Raw genomic sequence first — 16,409 nt, 5'->3', positions numbered from 1 at the left:
ACGGTCACGCGAACAAGGGACGAATGTCTATGAGCAAAACGCCTGCTTTCAATCGCCGTGCCTTTCTGGGTTCGGCCGCTGCGCTGGGGGCCGCTTCGGTGGCGCTGCCGGCTTTCGCACAGCAGATCGACCCCTACACCGGCCAGCCGATCATCGGGGCAACCGGGGGTGCGACCCCTGATGCCGGTGCGGTCCAATATGACACCCAGGCCAGCCAGCGCCACAATATCTCCAGCTTCCGGGCGCAGGACTGGCGCCCCTATTTCGACAATCTGACCAATGGTGCGATCCTGTGCGACCTGACCTCGCGCGCGGTGCATTTCTGGTCCGAGGATGAAACCGTCTACCGTGTGTATCCCTCATCCATTCCCGTCAGCGAAGATCTGACCCGAACCGGCCGGACCGAGATCATCAAGAAGGTCGAAGGCCCCAGTTGGGCACCCACGCCCGACATGAAGAAGCGCAATCCCGACTGGCCCGATTTCGTCGGCCCCGGCCCGGACAATCCGCTTGGCACCCATGCACTGTGGCTGAGCTGGCAATATTACCGGATCCACGGCACGCATGACACGCGCAAGATCGGGCGCAAATCGTCCAATGGCTGCATCGGCCTGTATAACGAACACATCAAGGAACTCTTCGGACTGACCAAGATCGGCACGCAGGTGCTGTTGATCTAGGCCCGGCCAGAGCAACAACCGAAAGCAGCCGCCCACGGGCGGCTGTTTCCGTTTCTGCGCCCTGTCTTGCGGTGCCCTCTGTCAGACCCAGCCGCCGATATTCTCGCGGATGACATTCATCATGACGTCGATATGGGCGGGATCGTCATTGAGGCAGGGAATATAGGTGAACTCCTTGCCGCCAGCCTCTTCAAAGCTCTCGCGGATTTCGCCGTTGATCTCTTCCAGCGTTTCGATGCAATCCGAGGCGAAGGCCGGGGAAATCACCGCGATATCGGTATGTCCCTGTCGCGCCAGTTCGGCCACATGCTGGACCGTATAGGGGCGCAGCCATTCCTCACGGCCAAAAACAGACTGGAACGAGGTGTCGATGATGCCGTCCTCCCAGCCCAAAGCCTCTTTCAGCAGGCGCGAGGTCTTCTGGCATTGGCAATGATAGGGATCACCCTGCGTCAGATAGCGCTTGGGCATGCCGTGATAAGAGGCCACCAGCTTGCCGGGCTTGCGATCCCCAAGCGTGCGACGCACCGAATCCGCCAGGGCCGCGATATAGTCGGGGCGGTCGAAATAGGGATCGCAGGTCCTGACCGAAGGCTGCCAGGTCTGTTCCATCAGGGCCCGGAACAGCTGGTCGTTCGCCGTGGCCGAGGTCGCGCCCGCATATTGCGGATAGAGCGGCAGGAAGACGATGCGCCGGCATCCGGCCTGAACCATGCGCTCCAGCACCTCATTGGTTGAAGGATTGCCGTAGCGCATGCAGAATTCGACCATGACCTGATCGCCCCATTCCTCATGGGCGCGCTGTCTCAGGGCCTCGGTCTGGTCGCGGGTGATGGTCATCAACGGGCTTTCGCCCTTTTCCTCGTTCCAGATCAGCTTGTAATTCGCACCCGAACTGAAGGGCCGCTTGGTCAGGATGATCCCCTGCAACAGCGGCTGCCATTTCCAGCGCGGCAGGTCGATCACCCGGCGGTCTGACAGGAACTCGTTCAGGTAACGCCGCATCGACCAGTAATCATAGCCATCGGGCGTGCCAAGATTGGCGATCAGGATGCCGGTCCTGGCCGGAGTGATCGCGGGATGGTCGGCGGGCGCAAAGGCTGGCTTCATGATTATTTCCTGATTTCGTTCAGCGCGTCGGCAAGACTTATTCTGGCAGAACCCGGACGCAGCGGTTTTGGTTGCGTCTCGGACGGGGCCCAGCCGGTCAGAAAGACCAGATCAAAGGTCGCCGCGATACGGGACGGATCGTCGCGGTCCGGGAAATGCTCGGCCATATAGGCCGCGGCGCGCATGAAGATCTCGCGTCGGGTTGCATGGCGAATCCGTGACTGCATGGCGTTCGTCTCGCCCATGGCTCGCAGATCATGGGCCAGATGGATCAGGCTGCGATAGCTGGCCCGTTGAGACAGCAGATCCGCCACCGGCAGGGCCAGCCCGGCGCGATGCAGCAGCCCGCCCATGTCGCGTATTTCCCCCATGGGCAGCACGCGCGGAGACAGGCCGCCCGTCACTGCCGCCTCCGCCTGTGCCAGCGCCGCGCGCAATTCATGCAGGGTCTGACCGCCGAAACAGGCCGCCAGAAACAAACCGTCTTCGCGCAGCGCATGACGGCACTGAACGATCTGCCCCACGGGATCATCGGCCCAATGCAGGGCCATCGCATGTATGATCAGATCACAGGTCTGCGGCTCCAGGGTCAGGATCGAATCGTCAGACAGGATTCGCGCGCCCGGGAAACGCTTTGCCCAGAAATCGGGGAAGCCGGTGACAACGGCAATATCCGTAAACGTCCTGTTAATCTCGGAGAGTCTATCCTCGACCTCATCCGCCGCCATCTGGTGCAGGATGTCCGCCCATCCATCACGCAGGGCGCGGCGGCGCTGTCGCAACAGCGCGGAACGGTCGGTCAGGGCGGGGCGGTTGTCGTCGGAGGAACTGCTCATGGGCGTGGAACATAAGGTGCTTCGCGGGGCGTTGAAAGGCGCGCTGAACCTGCTTTATCCGCCGCAATGCCCTGGTTGTGGCGATCCGGTCGCAACGGCCAGCAGCAATGGCGGCGATTTATGCCCGCAATGCTGGCGCGACATGCACTTCATCACCGGATGCTTTTGCGGGCGCTGTGGTGCGCCACTGCCAGATGATGGCACGGGGCTGCGCGATGAATCACTGCTTTGTGACGACTGTCTGCGCGTGGACCGCCCATGGCGACAGGGCCGCGCGGCCTTCGTTTACAAGGGAACAGGTCGCAAGCTGGTGCTTGCGCTGAAGCATGGCGACCGCCCCGACCTGGGCCCGCCGCTGGCCAACTGGCTGGCACAGGTCTCCCGCCCCCTGATCCGAAAGGGCATGATCGTCGCGCCCGTCCCGCTGCATATGCGCCGCCTGCTGAAACGCCGTTACAATCAGGCCGGGCTGATTTCACGTGGCCTGGCCATTTCGCATGGGGCGCAGCATCTTCCCAATCTGCTTCGCCGCACGCGCCACACCCCCCCGCAAGATCGCCGCAGCGCCAGCGACCGCTTTGCCAACCTGCAGGATGCGGTGGCGGTAAACCCACGCCTGCGCGAGCTGTTGCAGGGCCGGGCCGTGCTGCTGGTGGATGATGTCATGGCCTCGGGCGCGACGCTGTCCGCCTGTGCCAAGGCATTGCTGGATGCAGGTTCCGGACCGATTTCGGTCGCGGTTCTGGCACGCGCGGTCAAGGATGACTAGATAGGGGTCGATACCAACACGGATGACATCATGACACAATCGAACCCCGTTCAGATCTATACCACCCGAACCTGCCCCTTCTGCATTCGCGCCAAGGCATTGCTGCGCGAAAAGGGCGTCACCTTTGACGAGGTGGATGTCGGTGCTCAACCGCATCTGCGTGCCGAGATGACCCAGCGCGCCAATGGTGGCCGCACCGTGCCGCAGATCTTTGTCGGCGAGACGCATGTGGGCGGCTGTGACGAATTGTTCGCGCTCGAACGTGCTGGCAAGCTGGATCCGCTGCTGCAGGATCAGGCTGCATGACCGATGGCGAAGCGCTGACCGTCGGTCTGCTGCAATTGAATGTCGGGGATGATCCTCTGGCCAATCTGGGTCAGACGATCCCTCTGATCCGTCAGGCAGCCGGCAAAGGCGCGCGCTTCGTCCTGACGCCCGAGGCGACAAATATCCTGTCCCCTGACCGCAAATGGCAGGCGAAGGTTCTGCACACTCAGGACAGCGACCCCACTCTTGCCGCCCTGCGGGTCGAGGCGCGCACTGCCGGAATCTGGCTGCTGATCGGCTCGCTTGCGCTCAAGGCGGATGACGGGGGAGACCGCTTCGTCAACCGCAGTTTCCTGATCGGACCCGACGGCGGCATCATTGCCAGCTATGACAAGCTGCATATGTTCGACGTCACGATTTCCGATACCGAGCAATATCGCGAAAGCGCCGCCTATCGTCCCGGTGATCGGGCGGTTCTTGCGCGGGTGGCGCATGTGCCGGTCGGCATGACGATCTGCTATGATCTGCGCTTCCCCTATCTGTATCGGACTCTGGCCCAGTCCGGTGCGCAAATCCTGACCGTTCCATCGGCCTTCAGCCCGACAACCGGACAGGCCCATTGGGAGCCCTTGCTGCGCGCGCGGGCGATCGAGAACGGCTGTTTCGTCCTGGCACCCGCCCAATGCGGCACCCATGCCGCACCGCACAGCCCGAATCGCCAGCCGCGCCAGAGCCACGGACATTCCCTGGTCGTCGATCCCTGGGGGAAGGTCCTGCTGGATGCGGGAATTTCACCGGGAGTTTCAATGGTTCATCTTGACCTTGGGGCAGTTGACAGGGCACGGTCTCGCATTCCGTCCCTGACACATGACCGCGCCTTCACCGGCCCGAAGACCCGATGACACAACCTGCAACCCGCAATGACAAACAGCCCTCGACCGACAGGCTCGCCGCGAGCCTGTTTGCCGAAGTCCTGATTGCCGATCAGCTGTCACGAAACCTGATCAGCAAGGCCTTGCCGCGCGGGATGCAGATTTCGCATTTTTCGGTGCTGAATCTTCTGGCCCATGTCAATGAAGAGCGCACGCCCGCCCAATTGGCACAGGCCTTCCATGTCACACGCGGAGCCATGACCAACACGCTGTCACGGCTGGAATGGGCCGGTCACATTCATATTCGACCCGATTGGGATGACGCGCGGCGCAAGTTCGTCTCGATCAGCCCTGCGGGTCGGGCCGCGCGGGACACGGCAATCGCGGCCTTCATGCCGCTGATCGCCGAGGTCGTGCGCGATATCGGCGCAGACAGGGTGCGCGGGGCGCTGCCGGTGCTGCGCGAGTTGCGCGTCCGGCTGGAGGGCGAGGCTGACTAGGTCTCGCGCCGTCCGGTCAGGATGTAATTCACCGACAGATCGCGGTCAGACAGTTTCCATCCGAAGGTAATCGGGTTGAAAACCATCCCCCGCGCATCGGCGACGGCAAGTCCCGCCCCGGACGACATCTGCGCCAGTTCGTCGGGCGTGATGAAACGTTGCCAGTCATGCGTGCCCCTGGGCAACCAGCGCATGATCCATTCCGCGCCAATGATCGCCGCACCAAAGCTTTTGGCCGTTCTGTTGATCGTCGACAGAATTACCAGCCCGCCGGGGCGCACCAGATCACGGCAGGTCGCGATGAAGGCCGCAGGGTCGGCGACATGTTCAACGATTTCCAGCGCCAGAACCACGTCGAAGGTCTCGCCATCGTCACGCAGGCTCTCGGCAGTGGTGGCGCGATAGTCGATGGCAAGCTCCTGCTGGTCCGCATGAACCTGCGCCACGGCGATATTGCCCTCGGCAGCATCTGCGCCAACCACATCAGCCCCCAGCCGCGCCATGGGCTCGGACACCAGCCCCCCGCCGCAGCCGATATCCAGTATCCGCAAGCCCTTCAAGGCGCGCAGCCCATTGCGATCACGATCAAATTCGGCACAGATCTGGGTGATGATATAGTCCAGCCGCACCGGGTTCATCATGTGCAACGGCTTGAACTTGCCCGCCGGGTCCCACCATTCGGCAGCCATGGCTTCGAATTTCGCGATTTCTGCGGGGTCTATGCTTGTCATGCGTCGGTCCTTCTGGCGGCCGGTTCGGCTTCGTTCTATAATCGCCCAATGGATAGAATGGCAGGGCAAATCTCGACATCGCAACAACGTCTGCATCCGGCAGGCGATCCCTTTGACAGTCGCCTGCTTGATGTCGGTGATGGGCATCGCCTTTACGTCGAGCAATATGGCAACCCCAAGGGCCGCCCCGTTCTGGTGCTGCACGGCGGCCCGGGCGGAGGTTGCAGTCCCTATATGAGACGGTTTTTCGACCCCGCCTATTACCGTGTCATCCTGTTCGACCAGCGCGGCTGCGGCCGGTCGCGCCCCGCGGCCTCGGTCGAGGCCAATACAACGCAGCATCTGATCGCCGACATCTGCCTGATCCGGCAGAAGCTGGAAATCGACAAATGGATCCTGTTTGGCGGCAGTTGGGGGGCGACACTGGCGCTGGCCTATGCACAGGCCCACCCCGAGCATGCCTCGGGGCTGGTGTTGCGCGGCGTATTCCTGGCGCGCCAGTCCGAACTGGACTGGTTCTATGGCGGCGGCGCAGGGCGGTTCTTTCCCGATCTCTGGGCGCAGTTTCTGGATCCGATTCCAGAATCGGAACACGATGATCTGATCGCCGCCTATCACCGCCGGCTGTTCAGCGAGGATACCGGACGGCAGGCGCGCTTTGCCCTGCCCTGGTTGATGTGGGAAAACGCATTGGCCGGGCTTCAGTCATCGCCCAGCAGCAGCGCCCCCAGCGAATACGCCCGTGCCTTTGCGCGGCTGGAGAATCACTATTTCACGAACGGCTGTTTCCTGGAGGAAAGCCAGCTGTTGCGCGACCGGCACAGGATCGAACATCTGCCCGCCGTGATCGTGCAAGGACGCTATGACATGGTCTGCCCGCCGGTCTCGGCCTATGAGCTTGCCGATGGATGGACCCGATGCGAGCTGAACTTCGTGCCCGCCTCGGGCCATGCCTTGTCGGAACCCCGCATTGCCGCAGAACTGGTGCGGGTGATGGACATGATCCGCGACAATGACCACCAGCGCGCCGGTTAAGTCGCGCTGCGATCCGCGATTTCCTGCAATTCGGCCTCAAGCCGCGGCGAAGAGACGGACATCCGGTCGGCGATACGCTTGAGACTGTGGCGCCAGTCCAGTCGTTGCAGCGACATGCGGTAATTCAGTTCGGCCTGTCGGGGTGACCATGCAGCAACGGCCTCGGCCACCGCCGCCATGTTGTGGCGCAGATCCACACGGTCGAATTCCAGCGTCGCGCCCGGCCAGAGCAGATCGCGGTAGCTGCTGTCATTGCGCGGCTGCACCCCGGCGACCGAACATCCCGCGGCCAGCGCATCGGTCCAGCGCCCGGTGATATATTCCTTGGTCTTGTGGGTATTGGGCTCGACCGAGGTCAGATTCGAATGCGCGACCAGATATTTCGCGCTGCCATAGGCCTGCATGATGCCACGCTGATTCTCGACCGGATCAGGCAGTTGCGGCGGCCGACCGGCAAAGCTCAGCCCGAATTTATCGGCCATTTCGGCGCTGCGGGCATCGTCATCCCAGTCTTCGGGCTGCCGACCCAGACGCAGCAGGTCGACCGGCCGATCCCCCTGCCCGTTGCCCAGGCCCAGAACATCGCTGCCCCAGTTCAGCGACAGAACCCGGTCTCCGACCTGACGGCGGTAATAATCCTCTTCGTCGCGACGGATGATGCACAGCAGGTCGATGCCGTTGAAATCGATTCCACGCACGTTCCGGTCTTCCCAGAAGGAATCGATGATCCAGCCGATCACGAAGCGATAGCCCTGGCGGAACGCCATGCTCTGGCGCAACTTGGAAATATCCGAGGGACCGAACAGCAGGGCCAGCAGACCGGCGTCCTCGCCCCCGCTTCTGCGCGGGCGCAGGCCCCAGGCCTTCTGAAGCTTGCCGGGATAATCGGTGGGGTAATGAACGATCTTTCCGCCGAAAACATCTGCGGCCAGATGGCCCAGTCGGAAAATCGGAGCCCAGCCGGTCGCGGCGCCGGGCGGAATGGCAACATCAATACGGGTCATCAACTATCTGAACTTTGTCATTCGGCTTTGCTGTGAAATGCCGCGATCGCCTGTTTCGGCGGCGCGACATGCAGCATGCTTGCATTTATCGCCATGCAGGTCTATATGCAGATCAACAGCGGAGCAGGCTTCCACCCCCTGCCCACCGAAGGTTTACGCATGGGCCCCGCTGAGGGCCCTTTTTCATATCCGGAAGGATCCCATGTCAAACGATCTGATCGCCAAGACCGCCATTGACCGGCGCCTGGCCGAGATTATCACCCCCGTGATCGAGGACCTGGGGTTCGAATTGGTCCGTGTGCGCTTGCAGGGCGGCAAGACAGCCACGCTGCAAATCATGGCCGATCGGCCCGAAGGCGGCATCAATGTCGATGATTGCGGCCAGATCTCTGTCGCGGTCAGCGCCACCCTGGATGTCGAAGACCCCATTGAAGATGCTTATCATCTTGAGGTCAGCAGCCCCGGAATCGACCGCCCGCTGACGCGGCTGAAGGATTTCGAGACCTTTGAGGGGTACGAGGTCAAACTGGAAACCAACCAGGCCATCGACGGTCGCAAGCGCTGGAAAGGCGTGCTGACCGGCGTCGAGGGCGAGGAAGTCCTTCTCAATATTGACGAGGGCGGCGAGACGCAGACCATCGGTCTGAATTTCGACTGGCTCTCTGATGCCAAGCTGGTTCTGACCGAGGACCTGATTCGCGAAATGCTGCGCCAGAAGAAAGAGGCCGGCATCGCCATAGACAATCTGGACGAAAGCGCATTCGACGCGATCGAAACCGAAGAAAACGAAGGCGCAGATGACGCCGATGCCAAGGAGTAAGTGATGGCAATCACCTCTGCCAACCAGCTGGAACTGCTGCAAACGGCCGAAGCCGTTGCACGCGAGAAGATGATCGACCCCGAACTGGTCATCGAAGCAATGGAAGACAGCCTCGCCCGTGCCGCCAAGTCGCGCTACGGCGCCGAAATGGACATTCGGGTCAAGATCGACCGCCGGACCGGGAATGCGACCTTCACCCGGATCCGCACCGTGGTCGAGGATGACGCGGTCGAAAACTATCAGGCCGAGCTGACGGTAGAACAGGCGCGCCCCTATCTGGCCGACCCCAAGGTCGGCGACGAGATCGTGGACGAGGTGCCGCCGGTCGAACTGGGCCGCATCGCGGCGCAATCGGCCAAGCAGGTCATCCTGCAGCGCGTGCGCGAAGCCGAACGTGACCGTCAATACGAAGAATTCAAGGATCGCGCCGGCACGATCATCAATGGCATCGTCAAGCGCGAGGAATACGGCAACATCATCGTCGATGTCGGCCGTGGCGAGGCCATCCTGCGCCGCAACGAAAAGATCGGTCGCGAAAGCTATCGCCCCAACGATCGCATCCGCGCCTATGTCAAGGATGTGCGCCGCGAGACCCGTGGGCCGCAGATCTTCCTGTCGCGCACCGATCCGCAGTTCATGGCGGAACTGTTCAAGATGGAAGTGCCGGAAATCTATGACGGCATCATCGAGATCAAGGCCGTGGCCCGCGATCCGGGCAGCCGCGCCAAGATTGCGGTGATCTCTCATGACAACAGCATCGATCCTGTCGGTGCCTGCGTCGGGATGCGCGGCAGCCGCGTGCAGGCCGTTGTCGGCGAACTGCAGGGCGAAAAGATCGACATCATTCCGTGGAATGAAGATCACGCCACCTTCTTGGTGAACGCGCTGCAGCCCGCCGAGGTTGCCAAGGTCGTCTTCGACGAAGAGGCCGGAAAGATCGAGGTTGTCGTCCCCGACGAACAGCTGAGTCTTGCCATCGGCCGCCGTGGGCAGAACGTCCGCCTGGCCAGCCAGTTGACCGGTCTGGACATCGACATCCTCACCGAGGAAGAAGAATCCAAACGTCGTCAGGCCGAATTCAACGCCCGCACCGCGCTGTTCATGGACGCGCTGGACCTAGACGAGTTCTTCGCCCAGCTTCTGGTCGCCGAAGGCTTTACCAATCTGGAAGAGGTTGCCTATATCGAACAGGACGAGCTGCTTTCGATCGACGGCGTGGATGAAGGCACCGCCCAGGAGCTTCAGGCCCGTGCCCGCGACGTTCTCGAGGCGCGCAACAAGGCGGCTCTGGACAACGCCCGCGCCCTGGGTGCCGAGGACAGCCTTATTGAATTCGAGGGGCTCACACCCCAGATGGTAGAGGCACTGGCCAAGGACGGCATCAAGACGCTGGAAGATTTCGCGACCTGCGCTGACTGGGAACTGGCCGGTGGCTGGACGACCGTCAACGGACAGCGCGTCAAGGACGACGGCCTGCTTGAACCGTTCGATATCAGTCTCGAAGAGGCACAAACCATGGTGATGACCGCGCGCATCCTGTTGGGTTGGGTTGATCCCGCCGAACTCGAGACCGCCGAGGAGGAAACCGAAGCGGGTGATGCGGCCGAGGCCGTCGAAATGGGCGAAGACAACACGGAGGCCGGGGCCTGACCGCCCCGGATCTGACCGGCTTGAGCCGAGGTGGTCGCAGAAAGTTCAATGATGAGCCCGAAAGGCGCTGCATCGCGACCGGAGAGGTCCAGCACAAGGCTGGGCTGATCCGCTTTGTTGTCGGGCCCGATGGCGAAATCGTGCCCGATCTGGCCCATAAGCTGCCGGGCCGCGGAATCTGGGTGGCCGCCGATCGTGCGGCCCTTGAAAAGGCCAGCGCGAAGGGGCTTTTCTCGCGCGCGGCGAAGACACAGGTGAAGGTCCCGGCCGATCTGGTGGATCTTGTCGAGGCAGGCGTTGCCAGACGTGTCGTGGAACTGATCTCGCTCACCCGGAAATCGGGCCGGGCGGTGGCCGGCTTCGAGAAAGTCAAAGGCTGGCTGGCAGAAGGCCGTGCAAAGGTACTGTTTCAGGCCAGCGACGGCTCGGAACGCGGAAAGGGCAAACTGTGGACGCCCACGGGCGGACGCTGGTTCGGCTGCCTGACCGCATCAGAATTGGGTTTGTCCTTCGGGCGTGATCATGTCATACACGGCGCGCTTGCGGCGAGTGGCCTGACGGACAAGGTGATCTTGGAAGCCGGCAGACTGACGGGTCTGCGCGGGCATGACGGTGGTAATACGGCCATCGGGAAGGAATGAAGACGCAGATGAGCGACAAAGACGGAAAGAAGACCCTGGGCCTCGGCGGCAGCGGCCGCTCGGGTCAGGTCAAACAGAGTTTCAGCCACGGACGCACCAAGAGTGTGGTCGTGGAGACCAAGCGCAAGCGGGTGGTCGTCCCCAAGGCGGGCACTGCGGCGGGTGGGGCTGTCGACAAAGCAAAATCGCCTCTGGTCTCGAAACATGCCAGCGATCCCTCCAAGCGGCCTGCAGGTATTAGCGAAGCCGAGATGGAGCGCCGCCTGAAGGCACTTGCGGCGGCCAAGGCCCGTGAAGCCGAAGAGGCTGCAGCCCGCGAAGCCCAGGAAAAGGCCCGCGAGGAAGAGCGCCAGCGCCGTCGCGCCGAAATCGAAGCCAAGGCACGCGAAGAGCGCGAACGCGAAGAGGCCATGAAGGCCAAGGCCGAAGAAGAGGCCCGCCGCGCCCGCGAAGCCGAAGAGGCCGCGCGCAAGAAGGATGCTCCGAAGAAGGAAGCGCCCAAGAAGGACGAACGCGGCAAGGCTGCGGCACCCGATCAGGCTGCCATCGAAGCTGCCGCTGCACGTGCCGAAACCAAGGGCGTTGCCGCCGGTGGTCCGCGCAAATCCGATCGTGACCGTCCTGACCGTGCCAATGACCGCGACAGCCGCGGCAAGGGCGCACGCGACGACAATCGCCGTTCCGGCAAACTGTCGCTGAACCAGGCACTGAATGGCGAAGGTGGCCGTCAGCGCAGCATGGCAGCCATGAAGCGCAAGCAAGAGCGTGCGCGCCAAAAGGCGATGGGCGGCAATCAGCGCGTCGAAAAGCAGGTTCGCGAAGTTCAGCTTCCCGAGACCATCGTGGTGTCGGAACTGGCCAACCGCATGGCCGAACGCGCCGCTGATGTGGTGAAATCGCTGATGAAGATGGGCATGATGGTCTCCATGAACCAGTCCATCGACGCCGATACCGCCGAGGTGGTGATCGAGGAATTCGGTCACAAGGCGGTGCGCGTCAGCGACGCCGATGTCGAACAGGTCATCGATCAGGTTCAGGACAAGCTTGAAGATCTGAAGCCGCGCCCGCCGATCATCACGATCATGGGCCATGTCGACCATGGCAAGACCTCCTTGCTGGATGCGATCCGCAAGGCCAATGTCGTGTCGGGCGAAGCCGGCGGGATCACCCAGCATATCGGGGCCTATCAGGTGACGACCGAATCGGGTGCGGTGCTGTCCTTCCTCGACACGCCGGGGCACGCGGCCTTTACCTCGATGCGGGCACGTGGTGCCAATGTGACGGATATCGTGGTTCTGGTCGTCGCTGCGGATGACGCCGTGATGCCGCAGACCATCGAGGCCATCAACCACGCCAAGGCGGCCAAGGTGCCGATGATCGTGGCCATCAACAAGGTCGACAAACCCGACGCCGATCCCGACAAGGTTCGTACCGCGCTGCTGCATCAGGAAGTCATCGTCGAGAAACTGTCCGGCGATGTTCAGGATGTCGAAGTTTCGGCCAAGACCGGCAAGGGTCTGGATGAGCTGCTGGAAGCCATCGCGCTTCAGGCCGAGATTCTGGAGCTGAAGGCCAATCCCGACCGCGCCGCCCAGGGCGCCGTGATCGAGGCTCAGCTGGATGTCGGACGTGGTCCGGTCGCGACCGTTCTGGTTCAGAACGGCACCCTGCGTCGCGGCGACATCTTTGTCGTCGGCGAACAATGGGGCAAGGTGCGTGCATTGATCAACGATCAGGGCGACCGCGTCGAAGAGGCCGGCCCCTCGGTTCCTGTCGAGGTTCTGGGTCTGAACGGCACGCCCGAGGCTGGCGATGTCCTGAACGTTGTCGAGACCGAGGCGCAGGCCCGTGAAATCGCCGATTATCGCATGCAGCAGGCCAAGGACAAACGTGCCGCGGCCGGTGCGGCAACGACGCTGGAACAGCTGATGGCCAAGGCCAAGGCCGACCAGACCGTGGCCGAACTGCCCGTGGTTCTGAAAGCCGATGTGCAGGGCTCTGCCGAGGCAATCGTTCAGGCGCTGGAAAAGGTCGGCAATGATGAGGTCCGTGTGCGCGTTCTGCACTATGGCGTCGGCGCGATCACCGAATCCGACATCGGATTGGCCGAGGCCTCCAATGCCCCGGTCATGGGCTTCAACGTCCGTGCCAATGCACCTGCACGCAACTCGGCCAACCAGAAGGGTGTCGAGATCCGCTATTACTCGGTCATCTATGACCTGGTGGATGACATCAAGGCAGCGGCCTCGGGCCTGCTTTCGGCCGAAGTTCGCGAGAACTTCATCGGCTATGCGCAGATCCGCGAAGTCTTCAAGGTCACTGGCGTCGGCAAGGTTGCAGGCTGTCTGGTAACCGAAGGTGTCGCGCGTCGCAGCGCCGGTGTGCGCCTGCTGCGTGACAACGTGGTGATCCATGAAGGCACGCTGAAAACCCTGAAACGCTTCAAGGACGAAGTCAAAGAAGTGCAGTCGGGTCAGGAATGCGGCATGGCCTTCGAGAACTATGAAGACATCCGTCCCAATGACGTGATCGAGATCTTCGAACGCGAAGAGGTCGAACGGACCCTTTGATCCGTCAATGCAAATGACAGACAACAAAAAGGGCGGCCAATCGGCCGCCCTTTTCTTTTGTGATCAGCAGGCATCCCGAATGTGATGCCTTCCCTGCCAACATGGCGCTTGGCCAGCATGAGGCCTGAACTGAAGCCCAGGCCCGGGATGCGCTAACCGGCCACGGGCTTGCCCTCATATGTATGGGCACCGACGCGAATGACGATATTGCCGTTGCGCCCAACTGCCTCGAACAATCCCTGAACCGAGATATAGCGACCAATCGTGATAGTGCGAATCATGTTCATGTCCCCCTCCGTTCATGAAGTTTCCATGAAATGATTAAAAATCACGTCGCCAATCGGGCCAGTTGCCCCAAAAAAACGCAGTTTCTGAACTGACTGCGACCCTAAAGCCACATCTGCAAGGCCGGGATCAGCGGAATATCCGCCGGAGGCATGGTGTAATTGCGCAAATCCCGGGCATGGACCCAGGCCAGGGTCTGTCCCTCCATCGGGCGCACGATTCCCTTCCACCTGCGGCAGGCAAAGACCGGCATCAGAAGATGAAAACTGTCATACTGATGGCTGGCAAAGGTCAGCGGTGCCAGACAGGAATCCCAGGTTTCGATTCCCAGCTCTTCCTGCAGTTCGCGGATCAGGGCCGCTTCCGGCGTTTCACCAACCTCGACCTTGCCGCCCGGAAACTCCCACATGCCGGCCATGGATTTGCCTTCCGGGCGCTGTGCAAGAAGCACGCGCCCGTCGGCATCAATCAGGGCCACAGCCGAAACCAGCACCGATTTCATGACCGGTAATCCGCATTGATATCCACATATCCATGCGTCAGATCGCAGGTCCAGACGGTCTGCGCTCCCTGCCCCAGACCAAGATCGACAGCGATCAGCAGTTCCTGCTGTTTCATGTAGGCGCTGGCCGCCTCTTCATCATAGTCCGGGGAACGCCAGCCCTTCTCGGCCAGAACCATATCGCCAAAGCGGATGGTCAAGAGATCCCTGTCCGCCCTGGCACCGGATTTCCCGACGGCCATGACGATCCGGCCCCAATTTGCGTCCTCACCGGCGATGGCGGTTTTGACCAGCGGAGAATTCGCAATGGCGAAAGCCACTTTCCTGGCATCTTCCGTGCTGTCTGCACCGGTGACCTGAACCTCGACGAATTTCGTGGCGCCCTCGCCGTCACGCACAACCAGATGTGCCAATTCCCGCATGACGCCATGCAGGGCCTCAACAAAGGCTTGCCCTGCGGGACTGTCCAGATCGGCGATTTCCGGTGTTGCACTGCGCCCGGTCGCCGCCAGGATCAGCGCATCCGAGGTCGAGGTATCGCTGTCGACAGTGATGGCGTTGAAGCTGCTGTCCAGCCCGCCCGACAGGGCCTGCTGCAACAGACCGGCCTCGATCCGCGCATCGGTGAAGATATAGACCAGCATGGTCGCCATGTCAGGTGCGATCATGCCCGAGCCCTTGGCGATCCCCGCGATATGGATTTCGCCGCCACCGACCGAAAGGCTGGCCGAAGCGCCCTTGGGAAAGGTGTCGGTCGTCATGATGGCCCGGGCGGCATCGGCAGCACCATCCTTGCGAAGATCACGCGCCAGACCGTCAACCGCAGCCACGATCCGCTCATGCGGCAGCGGCTCTCCGATCACGCCGGTCGACGAAGAAAACACCCGATTGGCGTCAATCCCCAGCGCCTGCGCGACTGCCTGCGTAACGGCATCCACCGATTCCTGACCGCGCGCACCCGTGAATGCATTGGCATTGCCCGAATTCACGATGATGGCCGCACCCTCGGGCGCTGCACCGCCGGCGGCCAGTTTGGCCTGATTGTCCAGAACGCAGGCCGCCCGCGTGGACGACCGCGTGAAGGCCCCCGCGACCGCCGAACCTGCCGCGATGCGGATCAGGGTCACATCTGTGCGATCCTGGTATTTGACCCCTGCCGCCGCGCTGGAAAATTCAACTCCGTCGATCACCGGCAGGTCGGGAAAGGCGGCAGGTGCAAGCGGAGAAACAGCGAGCCCGGCCTTGCCCATCATTCGGCCTCCAGCAGATCGGTGTCGTTCATCATCGCGGGTTCGATGCCTTCGACCTTTTCGATCTTGGCTTCGGCAACGATGCTTTCGATGGCAGCTTCGACCTTGCCGCGGCGGACCATCTGTATGACCTGCTCACGCACCTCGTCCAGCGTCGGTGCTTCGCGCAGCCGCGTGTCGTTCAGCTTGATGACATGCCAGCCGAAATCGGTTTTCACCGGGTCCGACACCTCTCCCTTGTCCAGCGCCTTGACCGCCTCGGCGAAGGGCGGAACCATCTGCTCGGCCGTGAACCAGCCCAGATCGCCCTTGTTGGGCCCGCTGGGGCCGGTCGAACGTTCTTCGGCCAGAGTTCCGAAATCGGCACCACCGTCCAGTTCGGACTTGATTTCCTTGGCCTCTTCTTCGGTCTCGACCAGGATATGCGCTGCCGAATACTCGGTGCTTGGCTCGACACTGCCGAACATCTTTTCATAGGTGGACTGAATTTCGTCCTCGGTCGGCTCGATCTCGGCAATCTGCGTCACCGCCGCAGTTGCAAGGGTATTGCGACGCTGAAGCTCCATCTGGGCACGTACGCCGGCGTTTTCCTTGCCGGTGCCGGCCACGGCGGTCTGACGGATCAGCTGGTCCAGCATCATGTCCCACAGCGCCTGATCCGGCAACCCCGCCATCTGCGGATCCTGAACCGACTGCTTCATCACGATCATTTGCCCCAAAGTGATCGCCTGACCGTTCACGGTGGCCACCACGGTATCCGCGCCCTTGTCCTGTGCTGCAGCCATTGCGGGCGACAGCAGCGGTGCCATCAGGGTGAAAGCGGCCAGAATAGACGGTTTCAGCATGGAAATTCCTTTGCAAATCACGACGCAGCCCCGATCGGGAAC

18 protein-coding genes are annotated in these 16,409 nt (G+C 61.9%); 10 read left to right on the top strand and 8 right to left on the bottom strand.

Going from position 1 to position 16,409, the window contains the following annotated elements; genetic code table 11:
• Positions 1 to 23: 23 nt before the first annotated feature.
• Entirely contained in the window at positions 24 to 680 is a 657-nt protein-coding gene (locus JHW44_RS02615; protein ID WP_372799824.1) for a L,D-transpeptidase, read from the top strand.
• A gap of 81 nt (positions 681 to 761) precedes the next feature.
• Here JHW44_RS02615 and hemH read toward each other — a convergent pair whose 3' ends face one another.
• Together hemH and JHW44_RS02605 are read right to left on the bottom strand one after the other, a co-directional pair.
• Positions 762 to 1,790 (bottom strand): ferrochelatase, encoded by a 1,029-nt coding sequence (hemH, locus tag JHW44_RS02610; RefSeq protein WP_089343702.1) that lies wholly within the window; start codon positions 1,788 to 1,790, stop codon positions 762 to 764.
• A gap of 2 nt (positions 1,791 to 1,792) precedes the next feature.
• On the bottom strand, positions 1,793 to 2,626 hold the full coding sequence (locus JHW44_RS02605; RefSeq protein ID WP_089343703.1) for a methyltransferase domain-containing protein: 834 nt from the start codon (positions 2,624 to 2,626) through the stop codon (positions 1,793 to 1,795).
• On the opposite strand from JHW44_RS02605, the gene JHW44_RS02600 reads away from it, so the two are divergent.
• From JHW44_RS02600 to JHW44_RS02585, 4 genes are read left to right on the top strand one after another with little or no spacing between them, the layout of a single operon-like run.
• Positions 2,625 to 3,395 carry a ComF family protein gene (locus tag JHW44_RS02600; RefSeq protein ID WP_179217664.1) on the top strand — a complete coding sequence of 257 codons (771 nt, stop codon included), beginning with the start codon at positions 2,625 to 2,627 and terminating at the stop codon, positions 3,393 to 3,395. The two genes, JHW44_RS02605 and JHW44_RS02600, sit on opposite strands and share 2 nt — an antisense overlap.
• Positions 3,396 to 3,425: 30 nt before the next feature.
• On the top strand, positions 3,426 to 3,701 hold the full coding sequence (grxC, locus tag JHW44_RS02595; RefSeq protein ID WP_089343704.1) for a glutaredoxin 3: 276 nt from the start codon (positions 3,426 to 3,428) through the stop codon (positions 3,699 to 3,701).
• A gap of 14 nt (positions 3,702 to 3,715) precedes the next feature.
• Entirely contained in the window at positions 3,716 to 4,564 is an 849-nt protein-coding gene (locus JHW44_RS02590; protein ID WP_089343922.1) for a carbon-nitrogen hydrolase family protein, read from the top strand.
• On the top strand, positions 4,561 to 5,034 hold the full coding sequence (locus tag JHW44_RS02585) for a MarR family winged helix-turn-helix transcriptional regulator (RefSeq protein WP_089343705.1): 474 nt from the start codon (positions 4,561 to 4,563) through the stop codon (positions 5,032 to 5,034). Before JHW44_RS02590 ends, JHW44_RS02585 begins: the two co-directional genes overlap by 4 nt.
• On the opposite strand, the gene ubiG is transcribed toward JHW44_RS02585, so the two are convergent.
• Positions 5,031 to 5,765 carry a bifunctional 2-polyprenyl-6-hydroxyphenol methylase/3-demethylubiquinol 3-O-methyltransferase UbiG gene (gene ubiG, locus JHW44_RS02580; RefSeq protein WP_089343706.1) on the bottom strand — a complete coding sequence of 245 codons (735 nt, stop codon included), beginning with the start codon at positions 5,763 to 5,765 and terminating at the stop codon, positions 5,031 to 5,033. The genes JHW44_RS02585 and ubiG overlap by 4 nt on opposite strands.
• Before the next feature lie 48 nt (positions 5,766 to 5,813).
• On the opposite strand from ubiG, the gene pip reads away from it, so the two are divergent.
• Positions 5,814 to 6,800: a prolyl aminopeptidase gene (pip, locus tag JHW44_RS02575; protein WP_089343707.1), complete on the top strand. Its 987-nt coding sequence runs from the start codon at positions 5,814 to 5,816 to the stop codon at positions 6,798 to 6,800.
• On the opposite strand, the gene JHW44_RS02570 is transcribed toward pip, so the two are convergent.
• A complete protein-coding gene (locus JHW44_RS02570) occupies positions 6,797 to 7,804 on the bottom strand; it encodes a hypothetical protein (protein ID WP_089343708.1) in 1,008 nt (335 codons plus the stop codon). The genes pip and JHW44_RS02570 overlap by 4 nt on opposite strands.
• Positions 7,805 to 8,006: 202 nt before the next feature.
• Here JHW44_RS02570 and rimP point away from each other — a divergent pair, with 202 nt between their 5' ends.
• From rimP to infB, 4 genes are read left to right on the top strand one after another with little or no spacing between them, the layout of a single operon-like run.
• The gene (rimP, locus tag JHW44_RS02565; protein ID WP_089343709.1) at positions 8,007 to 8,624 is read left to right on the top strand and encodes a ribosome maturation factor RimP; all 618 of its coding nucleotides are present in this window, start codon (positions 8,007 to 8,009) and stop codon (positions 8,622 to 8,624) included.
• 3 nt (positions 8,625 to 8,627) lie between these two features.
• Positions 8,628 to 10,274 carry a transcription termination factor NusA gene (gene nusA / locus JHW44_RS02560; protein ID WP_089343710.1) on the top strand — a complete coding sequence of 549 codons (1,647 nt, stop codon included), beginning with the start codon at positions 8,628 to 8,630 and terminating at the stop codon, positions 10,272 to 10,274.
• 20 nt (positions 10,275 to 10,294) lie between these two features.
• Positions 10,295 to 10,915 (top strand): RNA-binding protein, encoded by a 621-nt coding sequence (locus JHW44_RS02555; RefSeq protein WP_089343711.1) that lies wholly within the window; start codon positions 10,295 to 10,297, stop codon positions 10,913 to 10,915.
• Positions 10,916 to 10,923: 8 nt separating this feature from the next.
• Entirely contained in the window at positions 10,924 to 13,485 is a 2,562-nt protein-coding gene (gene infB / locus JHW44_RS02550; protein ID WP_089343923.1) for a translation initiation factor IF-2, read from the top strand.
• A 152-nt stretch (positions 13,486 to 13,637) separates the two neighbouring features.
• On the opposite strand, the gene JHW44_RS02545 is transcribed toward infB, so the two are convergent.
• The 4 genes from JHW44_RS02545 to JHW44_RS02530 form a co-directional block, all read right to left on the bottom strand.
• On the bottom strand, positions 13,638 to 13,766 hold the full coding sequence (locus JHW44_RS02545; RefSeq protein ID WP_089343924.1) for a hypothetical protein: 129 nt from the start codon (positions 13,764 to 13,766) through the stop codon (positions 13,638 to 13,640).
• 107 nt (positions 13,767 to 13,873) lie between these two features.
• Positions 13,874 to 14,272, bottom strand: coding sequence for an 8-oxo-dGTP diphosphatase MutT (mutT, locus tag JHW44_RS02540; protein WP_089343712.1), 399 nt, complete (start codon positions 14,270 to 14,272; stop codon positions 13,874 to 13,876).
• The gene (argJ, locus tag JHW44_RS02535; RefSeq protein WP_419182507.1) at positions 14,269 to 15,525 is read right to left on the bottom strand and encodes a bifunctional glutamate N-acetyltransferase/amino-acid acetyltransferase ArgJ; all 1,257 of its coding nucleotides are present in this window, start codon (positions 15,523 to 15,525) and stop codon (positions 14,269 to 14,271) included. The genes mutT and argJ overlap by 4 nt, the downstream gene beginning before the upstream one ends.
• On the bottom strand, positions 15,522 to 16,367 hold the full coding sequence (locus tag JHW44_RS02530) for a peptidylprolyl isomerase (protein ID WP_089343713.1): 846 nt from the start codon (positions 16,365 to 16,367) through the stop codon (positions 15,522 to 15,524). Before JHW44_RS02530 ends, argJ begins: the two co-directional genes overlap by 4 nt.
• Between the last annotated feature and the right edge of the window lie 42 nt (positions 16,368 to 16,409).

This window comes from Paracoccus seriniphilus, assembly GCF_028553745.1.
GTDB classification, from domain to species: domain Bacteria; phylum Pseudomonadota; class Alphaproteobacteria; order Rhodobacterales; family Rhodobacteraceae; genus Paracoccus; species Paracoccus seriniphilus.
Note: the sequence above shows the minus strand (reverse complement) of the source record. Positions and strands in the feature narration are given on the sequence as shown.

What these genes read in the sequence shown, in the direction of transcription:
- JHW44_RS02615 (WP_372799824.1), top strand. Translation starts at nt 24, where the DNA reads ATGTCTATGAGCAAAACGCCTGCTTTCAATCGCCGTGCCTTTCTGGGT.
- hemH (WP_089343702.1), bottom strand. Translation starts at nt 1,790, where the DNA reads ATGAAGCCAGCCTTTGCGCCCGCCGACCATCCCGCGATCACTCCGGCC.
- JHW44_RS02600 (WP_179217664.1), top strand. Translation starts at nt 2,625, where the DNA reads ATGGGCGTGGAACATAAGGTGCTTCGCGGGGCGTTGAAAGGCGCGCTG.
- JHW44_RS02605 (WP_089343703.1), bottom strand. Translation starts at nt 2,626, where the DNA reads ATGAGCAGTTCCTCCGACGACAACCGCCCCGCCCTGACCGACCGTTCC.
- grxC (WP_089343704.1), top strand. Translation starts at nt 3,426, where the DNA reads ATGACACAATCGAACCCCGTTCAGATCTATACCACCCGAACCTGCCCC.
- JHW44_RS02585 (WP_089343705.1), top strand. Translation starts at nt 4,561, where the DNA reads ATGACACAACCTGCAACCCGCAATGACAAACAGCCCTCGACCGACAGG.
- ubiG (WP_089343706.1), bottom strand. Translation starts at nt 5,765, where the DNA reads ATGACAAGCATAGACCCCGCAGAAATCGCGAAATTCGAAGCCATGGCT.
- pip (WP_089343707.1), top strand. Translation starts at nt 5,814, where the DNA reads ATGGATAGAATGGCAGGGCAAATCTCGACATCGCAACAACGTCTGCAT.
- JHW44_RS02570 (WP_089343708.1), bottom strand. Translation starts at nt 7,804, where the DNA reads ATGACCCGTATTGATGTTGCCATTCCGCCCGGCGCCGCGACCGGCTGG.
- rimP (WP_089343709.1), top strand. Translation starts at nt 8,007, where the DNA reads ATGTCAAACGATCTGATCGCCAAGACCGCCATTGACCGGCGCCTGGCC.
- nusA (WP_089343710.1), top strand. Translation starts at nt 8,628, where the DNA reads ATGGCAATCACCTCTGCCAACCAGCTGGAACTGCTGCAAACGGCCGAA.
- infB (WP_089343923.1), top strand. Translation starts at nt 10,924, where the DNA reads ATGAGCGACAAAGACGGAAAGAAGACCCTGGGCCTCGGCGGCAGCGGC.
- JHW44_RS02545 (WP_089343924.1), bottom strand. Translation starts at nt 13,766, where the DNA reads ATGATTCGCACTATCACGATTGGTCGCTATATCTCGGTTCAGGGATTG.
- mutT (WP_089343712.1), bottom strand. Translation starts at nt 14,272, where the DNA reads ATGAAATCGGTGCTGGTTTCGGCTGTGGCCCTGATTGATGCCGACGGG.
- argJ (WP_419182507.1), bottom strand. Translation starts at nt 15,525, where the DNA reads ATGATGGGCAAGGCCGGGCTCGCTGTTTCTCCGCTTGCACCTGCCGCC.
- JHW44_RS02530 (WP_089343713.1), bottom strand. Translation starts at nt 16,367, where the DNA reads ATGCTGAAACCGTCTATTCTGGCCGCTTTCACCCTGATGGCACCGCTG.